This window comes from Mycolicibacterium wolinskyi (assembly GCF_002101965.1).
In the GTDB taxonomy this organism is placed as follows: Bacteria; Actinomycetota; Actinomycetes; order Mycobacteriales; family Mycobacteriaceae; genus Mycobacterium; species Mycobacterium wolinskyi.
In genome coordinates, this window is record NZ_LQQA01000035.1 from 206,496 (window position 1) to 217,241 (window position 10,746).

The 10,746-nt window shown below is 67.7% G+C and carries 11 protein-coding genes; 6 read left to right on the forward strand and 5 right to left on the reverse strand.

Translation table 11 applies throughout. The features are described 5' to 3' along the window. Window positions 1–32: 32 nt before the first annotated feature. Together AWC31_RS36230 and dthD are read left to right on the forward strand one after the other, a co-directional pair. Window positions 33–980: a sugar-binding transcriptional regulator gene (locus AWC31_RS36230; RefSeq protein WP_085150609.1), complete on the forward strand. Its 948-nt coding sequence runs from the start codon at window positions 33–35 to the stop codon at window positions 978–980. Window positions 981–1,006: 26 nt separating this feature from the next. After that, window positions 1,007–1,780 carry a D-threitol dehydrogenase gene (gene dthD, locus AWC31_RS36235; protein WP_085150611.1) on the forward strand — a complete coding sequence of 258 codons (774 nt, stop codon included), beginning with the start codon at window positions 1,007–1,009 and terminating at the stop codon, window positions 1,778–1,780. Here the strand turns inward: dthD and AWC31_RS36240 are convergent, their stop codons facing one another. Further along, window positions 1,781–3,256: an acetyl-CoA acetyltransferase gene (locus AWC31_RS36240; RefSeq protein WP_085150685.1), complete on the reverse strand. Its 1,476-nt coding sequence runs from the start codon at window positions 3,254–3,256 to the stop codon at window positions 1,781–1,783. Window positions 3,257–3,450: 194 nt separating this feature from the next. Between AWC31_RS36240 and AWC31_RS36245 the strand changes: the two genes are divergently transcribed. Both AWC31_RS36245 and AWC31_RS36250 read left to right on the forward strand, forming a co-directional pair. Continuing rightward, window positions 3,451–5,832 (forward strand): phosphoketolase family protein, encoded by a 2,382-nt coding sequence (locus AWC31_RS36245; RefSeq protein ID WP_085150614.1) that lies wholly within the window; start codon window positions 3,451–3,453, stop codon window positions 5,830–5,832. Window positions 5,833–5,870: 38 nt separating this feature from the next. Next, a complete protein-coding gene (locus tag AWC31_RS36250) occupies window positions 5,871–6,635 on the forward strand; it encodes a CPBP family intramembrane glutamic endopeptidase (protein ID WP_067851849.1) in 765 nt (254 codons plus the stop codon). 1 nt (window position 6,636) lies between these two features. Here the strand turns inward: AWC31_RS36250 and AWC31_RS36255 are convergent, their stop codons facing one another. Further along, complete coding sequence (locus AWC31_RS36255) at window positions 6,637–7,227, reverse strand: CGNR zinc finger domain-containing protein (protein ID WP_085150616.1); 591 nt, start codon at window positions 7,225–7,227, stop codon at window positions 6,637–6,639. Between the two features lie 120 nt (window positions 7,228–7,347). On the opposite strand from AWC31_RS36255, the gene AWC31_RS36260 reads away from it, so the two are divergent. Then, window positions 7,348–7,830 (forward strand): hypothetical protein, encoded by a 483-nt coding sequence (locus AWC31_RS36260; RefSeq protein ID WP_085150618.1) that lies wholly within the window; start codon window positions 7,348–7,350, stop codon window positions 7,828–7,830. A gap of 107 nt (window positions 7,831–7,937) precedes the next feature. Here AWC31_RS36260 and AWC31_RS36265 read toward each other — a convergent pair whose 3' ends face one another. Continuing rightward, window positions 7,938–8,951 (reverse strand): zinc-binding alcohol dehydrogenase family protein, encoded by a 1,014-nt coding sequence (locus AWC31_RS36265; RefSeq protein WP_110775437.1) that lies wholly within the window; start codon window positions 8,949–8,951, stop codon window positions 7,938–7,940. 13 nt (window positions 8,952–8,964) lie between these two features. After that, entirely contained in the window at window positions 8,965–9,267 is a 303-nt protein-coding gene (locus AWC31_RS36270) for a GlsB/YeaQ/YmgE family stress response membrane protein (RefSeq protein WP_085150620.1), read from the reverse strand. 448 nt (window positions 9,268–9,715) lie between these two features. Here AWC31_RS36270 and AWC31_RS36275 point away from each other — a divergent pair, with 448 nt between their 5' ends. Further along, entirely contained in the window at window positions 9,716–9,973 is a 258-nt protein-coding gene (locus AWC31_RS36275; protein WP_067851853.1) for a CDGP domain-containing protein, read from the forward strand. Between the two features lie 12 nt (window positions 9,974–9,985). Here the strand turns inward: AWC31_RS36275 and AWC31_RS36280 are convergent. Continuing rightward, a partial coding sequence (locus AWC31_RS36280) for an APA family fibronectin-binding glycoprotein (RefSeq protein WP_085150689.1) occupies window positions 9,986–10,746 on the reverse strand: 761 nt, incomplete at its 5' end.

The window sequence follows — 10,746 nt, forward strand, 5'->3', positions numbered from 1 at the left end:
ACAGCATCGGGGTGGACGGAAGGGGACGCGGCATGGGCCCGGACGAGCTGTTCCAGCGCGCGGTGATCGCGCGGCGCTACTACCTCGAAGGACGCACCCGAATCCAGATCGCCGAGGAGTTCGGGATCTCGCGGTTCAAGGTCGCGCGGATGCTCGACGAGGCGCTCGAATCCGGAATGGTGGAGATCAAGATCCACAACCCCGGCGCGATCGACGTCGACCTCTCTACCGCGCTGCAGCGTCGATACGGACTCGAACACGCCTATGCCGTCGTCTGCGGATCCGACAACCAAGACGGGTCGGCCGAATCGGACAACACCGCGGAACGGGTTGCGGCCGTGGCCAAAGCGATGGCCGAACTGCTGCAATCGATCCTGCGCGACGGCGATGTGGTCGGCGTGGACTGCGGCCGCACCCTGGCCCACATCGCCGACCATCTGACGACGCTGCCGCAGTGCGACGTCGTGCAACTGACGGGTATGGCCGGCGCCATCAACCACAACGGCGCCGACCTCGTGCGCCGCATCAGCGAGGTCAGCGGCGGGCGGTCCTGGCCGATGTACGCGCCGCTCGTGGTGTCGGACGCCCGAACCGCCGCGAGCCTGGCAGGCACCCAGCAGATCCAGGAGACGTTCGACCAGCATCCGAAGGTCAGTTGCGCGATCGTGTCGGTCGGCGCGTGGACCGAAGGCGCATCGCAGGTGTACGGCTCACTGACGAGTGAAGAGGTACGCCACCTCGACGCCGCAGGCGTGTGCGCCGAGACCTGCGCACTGCTGCTCGACTCCGAGGGAAACCGGCTCGCCGGCCTCGACGACCGGCGCATGGGCATCGACGAGGCCACCCTGCGCGCGATCCCGACCGTCATCGCCATCGCGACGGGTCCGGAGAAGATCGCGGCGACCCGCGCCGTGCTGCGGTCGGGCATGGTCTCGTCACTGGTCACCGACGTCGATATCGCCGCCGCGGTACTCGACTAGCGACAAACCGAAAGGACCGTTTCTCGATGACGCAAACACAGCCGCGCGCAGTGGATTTCGACTTCCGGCTGGGCGGCAAGACGGCGCTGGTGACCGGTGCTGCCTCCGGCATCGGCGCGGCGATCGCCGCGGCCTACGCCAAAAAGGGCGCACGGATCGCCGCTCTTGACCTCAACACGCCGGGCGCCGAGCAGGCCGCTCAGGAGCTCGGCGCCGGCAGTCGTGGATTCCACTGTGACGTCGCCGATCCGGATTCGGTACGCGACGCCGTCGGGTCGGTTGTCGACGCGTTCGGGCGCATCGACATCCTGGTCAACAGCGCGGGCATCGCGCGCCTGGCGCCTGCCGAGGAACTGTCATTGTCGGACTGGGACACCACGATCGACGTCAACCTGCGCGGCACATTCCTGATGTGCCAGGCGGTGGGCAACCAGATGCTGCAGGCCGGTGGCGGGTCGATCATCAACATGGCCTCGCAGGCCGCCACCGTCGCGCTCGATCAGCACGTGGCCTACTGCGCCTCGAAGTTCGGTGTCGTCGGCGTCTCGAAAGTCCTTGCCGCCGAATGGGGTGGCCGCGGCGTGCGGGTCAACACCATCTCGCCGACCGTGGTGCTCACCGAATTGGGGCACCGCGCCTGGGACGGCCCCAAGGGCGACGCACTCAAGAAGCTGATTCCGACCGGGCGTTTTGCCTACCCCGATGAGATCGCGGCTGCCGCGGTCTTCCTGGCATCCGATGCGGCCGAGATGATCAACGGCGCCGATCTTGTGATCGACGGCGGCTACACGATCAAGTAGCTACAGCAACGACGCGGTGCCGTCGGGGTGCACGCGCACCTGCGCGCCGGCGATGTCTTCCGCCACGGTCGCGGCCGCCTCGGACCCGTCGGTGATGCGCGCGAGCGTGCGCGCATCGTCGGGGGTGCGGACGGCCAGGAAGGCCTTCTCCGGAAGCCCTTCGCGATTGAACGGCGTGGTCCACGATTCCACCGTGCCCGTGCCGGACCACTCGACCGCCAGCTTGCGGACCGGTTCGGCGTCGACCGTGGATTGCACATCCTCCCAACGGAATCCATGCTGCGGCGGCTCGGTTCCGTACACACCGAAGCTGTGCTTGGTCAGATAGCCGCCGTTGGCGGTGATCAGGCCGCGCGCGCCGGGGTTCGCGACGAGCCTTTCGGCCATGGTGGCGATCGAATGGCTCACGTAGTTGTTCCACGGTCCCCCGGCGAAGGTCAGGCCGCCCGTGACGGTGAGCGAACGCGCGGGATCGGTCAGCGGCAACCCGAGTTCGTTGGCCGCGACCTGAACGGCCGACGGGAAACACGAATAGACGTCGATCAGATCGATGTCGTCGACGCCGATCTCGGCGAGCTCGAGCGCCCGCCGGCCGGCGATCCGGATCGCCGGGGATCGGTGCAACTCGGCCCGTTCGCCGATCGCGTAAGTGTCGTGTGAATCGGTCCCGGCATACGGGAAAACCCAACGGTCCCTGGGTATTTGAAGGTAGGTCGCCTTCTCCGCGGTGGTCAGGATGAGGACGGCGCCTTGATCGACCATGTTGTTGGAGTTCGTCAGCTTGGTGTAGGGCCAACTGATCATCCGGTTGTCCGGGCCCGGCTCGGAAATCTGTTCCGCGGTCAACCGGTCCCGGCTCCAGGCGTGGCCGTTCCCGGCCGCGACCGCACTGAATTCCGACCACAACTCGCCGATCCGGCGCCGGTGCTCATCGGGCGTCTCTCCCGCCGCGATGCGCAGCGCCTGCTCGAACATCGGGTAGACGAAGGCCGGGCGGTCGAGGTTGATGCGCAGCTCGGCATCGCCCGCCATCGGCACGCCCTCGTGCGCGCCGGGCGCCTCCGACACGGAGTCGTCCTGACGCGTCCACTCCGGCCTGGCGCCGCGGGCCCGCAGCCGGCTGCGGGTCCGCCATGTCTCGGCGCCCGCGATCAGCACCACCCCGGCGCGAGCGGCGATGAGGTCCAGGCACGCCTCGTTGACCAGCGTCTGCGGCACGTTGCCGCCGACCCCGGTGTAACGGGTGGTGGCATGCTCCGCCCGGATGCGTTGCGCAAGTAGCAGACCCGGATCGCGGTAGTGCCACGACAGCAGGTTGACCACGCGCACGGAATCGACCGCCTGCAACACCCGCGGATCGGCCGCCGCCCTGGCCGCCGCGGCCATCAGGTCGACGGGCTCCACATCGGGGTTGTCGTCGTGCTGGTTGATCTGGCCGTAGCCGACCAGCACCGGCGTCGTCGGGTCGATTGACATGCAGTAGAAACTAGCCGACGCGGCGCACCGGCGATTGCGCGGTCGAGTGCCGTCGACGGCATTCAACTGCACCATTGCGCCAGAACGTCATTGGCCGCCGAACCCCGATCCCGACCCCGCGAGTTGGTTATCCGGCGTGTGTTCGGGTACTCGGATCGCACCCACTATTCACCCGCAACCGTCACCATGGAGCTATGAGCGACGCGACTCTATCCCCGGCCCTGACCGACAAGGAACTCGAACTGCTCGATGCGTACTGGCGCGCTGCCAACTACCTGTCGGTCGGCCAGATCTACCTCTTGGACAACCCTCTGTTGTCCGAGCCGCTGTCGCCCGAGCACATCAAGCCGAGACTTCTCGGTCACTGGGGTACGACCCCGGGGCTCAACCTCATCTACGCCCACCTCAACCGCATCATCCGAGATCGGGATTCGAACGTCATCTACATCACCGGACCGGGTCACGGCGGCCCCGGCCTGGTGGCCAACGCCTACCTCGAGGGCACCTACAGCGAGGTCTACACCGGCATCGGCCAGGATGCCGATGGCATGCGAAAGCTGTTCCGCCAGTTCTCTTTCCCCGGCGGAATCCCCAGCCACGTGGCGGCCGAGACACCGGGGTCGATCCATGAGGGCGGCGAACTCGGGTATGCGCTGGTGCACGCGTACGGTGCGGCTTTCGACAACCCGGATCTGGTGGTGGCCTGCGTCGTCGGCGACGGCGAGGCCGAAACCGGTCCGTTGGCCACGAGCTGGCAGTCCAACAAGTTCCTCGATCCGGTCACCGACGGCGCGGTGTTGCCGATCCTGCACCTCAACGGCTACAAGATCGCGAATCCCACGGTGTTGGCCCGCATTCCGCAGGAGGAGCTCGAATCGCTGTTCTACGGCTACGGGTACCGCCCGATCACCGTTGCCGGCGACGACCCGGCAAACGTCCACCAGCAGATGGCCACCGCGATGGACGAGGCCTTCGATCAGATCGCGGCGATCCAGCGCGCCGCGCGCCTCGACGGCGAGCAGGGCCGGCCGCTGTGGCCCATGATCATCATGCGCACGCCCAAAGGCTGGACCGGCCCGGCAACGGTTGACGGTAAGAAGGTGGAAGGGACGTGGCGTTCGCATCAGGTGCCGTTGGCGGAAACCCGCACCAACGCCGAGCACCGCGCGGCGCTCGAACAGTGGCTGCGCAGTTACCGCCCCGAGGAGTTGTTCGACGACACCGGCGTGTTGCGCCAGGAACTGCGGGCGCTCGCCCCCGCGGGTGATCGCCGGATGAGTGCCAACCCGCATGCCAACGGCGGGTTGCTGCTGCGTGATCTCGACCTACCCGACTTCACCGATTACGCGGTCGACGTCGACAAGCCCGCGACCGGCACGGCTGAGGCGACAAAAGTCCTCGGCACGTTCCTTCGGGACGTGATCGCGCGTAACCCCGACCGCTTCCGGCTGATGGGTCCCGACGAGACCGCGTCCAACCGGCTCTCGGCGGTGTTCGAGACCACCGACAAGGCCTGGCAGGCCGAGACCAGTCCGGACGACGAGAACCTCGCGCCGGACGGCCGGGTGATGGAGGTGCTCTCCGAGCACATGTGCCAGGGCTGGCTCGAGGGTTATCTGCTGACCGGGCGCCACGGACTGTTCAGCTGTTACGAGGCGTTCGTGCACATCGTCGACTCGATGCTCAACCAGCACGCGAAATGGCTTTCGAGCAGCTCGCATCTGTCCTGGCGCCGACCCATCGCCTCGCTGAACTACCTGCTGACGTCGCACGTGTGGCGGCAGGACCACAACGGCGCGTCGCATCAGGACCCGGGCTTCATCGACCACGTGGCCAACAAGCGGCCCGAGGTCGTGCGGGTGTACCTGCCGCCGGACGCCAACACGCTGCTGTCGGTCGCCGACCACTGCCTGCGGAGTCGGCAGTACGTCAATGTGATCGTCGCGGGTAAGCAACCGGCGTTGACCTACCTCACCATGGACGAGGCCATCGCCCACTGCACGCGCGGCATCGGCATCTGGGAATGGGCGAGCAACACCACCGGGGAGCCCGACGTCGTGCTCGCGTGCGCCGGGGACATTCCGACATTGGAGACCCTGGCCGCGGCCGACATCCTGCGCCGCCGGCTACCCGAGGTGAAAGTCCGCGTGGTCAACGTCGTCGACATCATGCGGCTGCAGCCTGAGTCCGAGCATCCGCACGGGTTGTCCGACCGCGAGTTCGACTCGATCTTCACGACGGACAAGCCCGTCATCTTCGCCTATCACGGCTATCCGTGGCTGATCCACCGGCTGGCCTACCGGCACGCCAACCATGACCAGCTCCACGTGCGCGGGTTCAAGGAACGCGGCACCACGACCACACCCTTCGACATGGTGATGCTCAACGACCTCGACCGGTTCCATCTGGTCATGGACGTCATCGACCGGGTCGAGGGGCTCGCCGCGACCGCAGCGACCCTGCGTCAGGAGATGGTCGACGCCCGCCTTGCCGCCCGTAGTTACACCCGCGAACACGGCGAAGATGATCCCGCGATCTCGGGCTGGAGCTGGGATTCACAGTGGAAAGCTGACTGACCTGGGCGGTTGCCGATCACCGGTAGACTGCCGGGGTTATGTCTGACTCGAGCGCCGTGGCCGCGCACCCTCACCCGCTGGTCGCTCAGCTGTCGGCACTGCACCATTTCCGGATCTACGCCGACATCGGCATCGTCGTCGTCATCCTGACGCTCACCAACCTGATCGCCCACTTCACGACGCCATGGGCAAGCGTGGCGACCGTCCCGGCAGCCGCGATCGGCCTGCTGATCCTGGTGCGGGCCCGCGGCCTGGGCTGGGCCGAGCTGGGGCTGGGTCGCGAGCACTGGCGCTCCGGCGTCGGCTATGCGTTGGCGGCGGTGGCACTCGTGGTCTCGGTGATCGCCATCGGCACGATGCTGCCGTGGACGCGGCCGATGTTCATGAACGACAACTACGCGACCATCTCGGGTGCGCTGCTCGCGTCGATGGTCATCATCCCGCTGCAGACCGTGATCCCCGAGGAGCTGGCGTTTCGCGGTGTCCTGCACGGGGCGCTGAACCGGGCCTGGGGTTTCCGCGGGGTCGCGGCGGGCGGATCACTGCTGTTCGGCCTGTGGCATATCGCCAGTTCACTCGGGTTGACGAGCGAGAACGTCGGCTTCACCCGGCTGTTCGGCGGCGGGGTCTTCGGCATGGTCGCCGGGGTGGTGCTGGCCGTGGTCGCCACCGGTGTCGCCGGTTTCGTGTTCACCTGGTTGCGCAAGCGCAGCGGCAGCCTGATCGCGCCGATCGCGCTGCACTGGTCGTTGAACGGCGTCGGCGCATTGGCCGCCGCGCTCGTCTGGCATCTGTCGACCTGAGTCAGCCCGCCGCGCGGCGGTTCTCGGCGCGTCTACGAGCCCGGAAATCGCGGTTCTTCAGTTTGTTTCCACAGTCGGCCATGTCGCACCACGTACCGCCGTGGTTGCGGGACCGGTCATAGAACGCCCAGGCGCATTCGTCGTTCGCACAGGCCTTGAGGCGCGCCCAGGTCCCATCCCGCTGAGCGTCGCGCATCACGAGCAACAACTCGACGAGCCGCTCGGCGACGGTGCCACCGGCGGCGAAAAGCTCCACCGTGTCGCCGTCGGCGATCTCGGCGCGGATCGCCCCGCCCGCCGCGACGCGGCGCAGGGTGTCGAGCGACTCGTTGTCCGGCGGCGGCCCGCCGGCATTGTGAACCAACAACGCGCGCAAGGCCTCCCGAACCTCACGCACTAGGCGGAGTTCGGCGTCCGTCGGGTTTTCGCCGTCACCGAGGAGCCCGTTGCCGATCAGCCACGGCGTCGCGTTTGCGGTGTCGGCGAGGCGGTCGGCACCGTCGGGGAGTTCGACGGTGTTCACGAGGGCTTGGATGCGCGACAGCGGCTCCGGAGCGGGCTTGGTCTCGGAATCGCCTGGCCACTGTGTCATGCGCACAGTTTAGCGCCACGTGACCGTCTAAATCGTTTGACTAGTCACTCATGACCGGCGTAGGGTTTTAGATAGTCACGATCTTCGGATCGGACAACCAGAAAATACGAGGTAACGGCGATGAACGACAACCGAATTTCGGCAACTCCCGCCACCACACACAACCGAGCCATCGACGGACGTATCGACTGCCGCCCCTCGTTGCGATGCCGCGCCATCGCTCGGCTTCGGGCCGGCCAACTCGATGCTCAACTGGCCGTCGGCGCCCCGACACCGCCGGGCAGTCCGATCGCCGTGCGCGCCACCCGCCTCACCTCGATCTCCGAGCGTGAAGCCATCGCACGCACATTGCGCCGCGCTCTACATGACGCCGCGGACGGCCGGATGGTGTTCTCCTCACGAATTCCCTTGCATCGCAAAAACATCGAAGCCGCTGAGCCGATCATCGACGCGATCACGCTGCGTCTGCATTCACCGCTGCCGGTGAGCGCGCGCGGCATGGCCCGGCTGGTCCGGTTGCTGCGCGACGGCACGGGACCGCTGTACGCCTACGGCCGCGGTGACCTGACCGGTCGGCTGGGCGCTGCGCTCGCCGCGCTGTGAACCGGCTTTCCGCCGCGATTGTCACGCTGGAGTGACTGTCGGCGCCGGCAGCCACTCCAGCGTGACAACCGTGCGCGGGGCGCCTGGGGCGTTGGTGGGCAGAACGGCTAGGGCAACAGCACCGCCGCGCCCGCGATGCGGCCGGCGCTGAGATCGGCAAGGGCCTGGTCGGCGCGGCCCAAGCCGTACTCGGGCGTGGTGACCTGGACACGATGGTCGGCCACGAACGCCAGGAAATCGCGAGCGTCCGCACGCGTGTTGGCGGTGACCGACCGGATCTCGCGTTCCTGGAACAGGTGCTTCTGGTAGTTCAGGCTCGGGATGTCGCTGAGATGGATGCCTGCGATCGCCAGCACGCCGCCGCGATCGAGGGCGGCAAGCGCGGGCAGCACCAGATCACCGACGGGTGCGAACAGGATGGCGGCGTCGAGCGGTTCGGGTGGCATGTCCGCACTGCCCTGCGCGGACGCGACGCCGAGTGCGAGCGCAAGTTCGCGGGCCCGCTCGCCGCGCGTCATCACGTGCACTCTCGCGCCCTGCGCCAGGGCGACCTGCGCGGTCAGGTGCGCGCTCCCACCGAAACCGTAGATTCCCAACCGCCCACCCGCGGGCAGGTCGGTGCGCGCGAGGGCGCGATAGCCGATGATCCCGGCGCACAGCAGCGGCGCCAGCTCGGTATCGGTGTAGCCCCGCGGCAATCTGTGCGCGAATGCCGTAGGCACGGTGGCGAATTCGGCGTAGCCTCCGTCGGCATCCCAACCCGTATAGCGGGATCGGGGGCACAGGTTCTCCCGACCGCGGGTGCAGTAGTCGCACTCACCGCACGTGTGGCGCAGCCAGGCGATGCCGACCCGGTCACCGGTGCTGAAGCCCTCGGCGTCGGGGCCGACCGCGACCACCTCGCCGACGACCTCGTGCCCCGGTATCACCCTCGGCCGGTGCACGGGCAGATCACCTTCGGCGACGTGCAGATCGGTCCGGCAGACGCCACACGACCGAACCGCGACGAGCAACTCGCCGGCCGCGGGATCCGGCCTGGGGACCGTGACACGTTCCAGCGGCCGCGTCTCGACCGGGCCGGGGCGCACCACCTGCCATGCGGTCATGGTCTCCGTCGTCATGACCGCAACGCGGCTACGTGCGATTGGTCACCAAGCCGACGATCCACAACAGGATCACCGATCCGAGGATCGCAGTGAACAGCGTGAACCACCAGCCTCCGCCCGCGGTATCGAGGAAGAAGCTGAGCAGAAAACCGCCGATGAGCGCGCCCACGATGCCGATGACGATGTTCATCAGGATCCCGGAGCCGCCGCCTTTGACGATCTTGCCTGCGATCCAGCCCGCGATCGCGCCGATGATGATGTAGCCGATCCAGCCCACACTGGTCAACGTCGTGGAACGGGCGAGGATCTCGGTAGCTGCCAATACATCCATTGCAGGTCTCCTACCTGTCACTGGGTATGCCCAGCAGGGCTCGCTGAGCCACTTCTCAGGTCTACCCGCCGAACGTAACAATTCAGTTGGCGTGTTGGGAACGATCAGCGTTCGGCCCAGGTCGTCAGCCGTCAGCGAACAGCAGGACGGGCAAACCGATATCACATTGTCGCCACGCCGTTACCTAGCTACGCTCGTCAATATCTGGCAACTCGCTGTGGATACGCGCGGCGCCGACCGGGTCTGACGCCGCCGGGTTGGGAAAGGTTGCGATGTGCAGCGCAGACGCACCGGTGGTCGGGACGGCTCCGCAGCCCGCACCGAGCCGTCCCGCCGGCGCTGATCTATCGCCGGCTATCTCACATCAGCACCTTTTGCCCCATTGGTCACACCAGCCACAGCAGGCTGCCAGCAAACACAAATATGGCCTTTGACGCAGGAGGCATCGATGAAGGCACTGATTGGATTGGCGGTCGGCGTACTGGCAGCGAGCGGCATCGCGTTGGCGACCGCGTCACCGGCGAGTGCCGGATGCCAGGGCGGCTGGACGCCGTGGGGCGGCGGCACGACGTGTGACGGCCCGATCGCGCAAGACGGCACGTTCCAGCGCTGCGTGACAGCGGGCGCGATGGGCTTCGGTGGCACCAACTGCTACCTGCTCAACGTCAACAACCTCGCCGGCAACGTGCCGTACGTCGGGCCGTAGGACCCCGGCGGGTCAGGCCGGGGGCAACATCTCCGGCGGCGCATCGGTGACTGGAACCGGGACACCGACCCCGGGCCGAGCGGGCGGCGCGTTCGGGTCAGCGGGCGGCGGTGGCGGCGCGTTCGGGTCGGCCGGCGGAGGCGGCGGAGGCGCCCACGGCCGGATCGAATTGGCCAGCGCCACCGCGGCACCCTTGTCGACGGGGTTGGTGGCCGAGCCGAGCCACACCACGAACCACCGCTCGGGCGCGCGCTGACCGCGCGGCGTTCCCGGCGGCGTGGGTGCGCCGACGACGCCGGCCCAGATCTGCCCGTTGGGCTTGTTGGCGTCGGTGAACTTCACCTCGTAATACGAAGCGACGCCGGGCATTCCGTTCGCATCGAGGGGCACCGTCTCCTGGTTCACCCGGGTGCCCGGGAACGGCATGAAGAACTCACCCATGTCGGATGCCAGGCGAACGGCGGCCTTGCTGTTGTCGGATTCCGCGCCGGCGAACAGCTTCAGGTCCAACCGACCCAACAGCACGCTGGTGTCGTTCGGCGGTTCCGGCGTGCCCTCCGGCGGAATCTTGGTCAGCAGCGCCTGACCGTAGGACAGCTGGGTCGCGTCCGAGACCTTCCACCCGGCGGGCACGACATAGCTGAACCCGCCCGCGGCGTTGTCCACCCGACCCGGTTCCGGAGCGGGCGGTGGCGGTGGGGCGTTCGGATCGGCGGGCGCGGGTGCGGGTGCGCCGGGAGCGCCGGGCGCGGGGGCGGGCGGCGGCGCCGCAG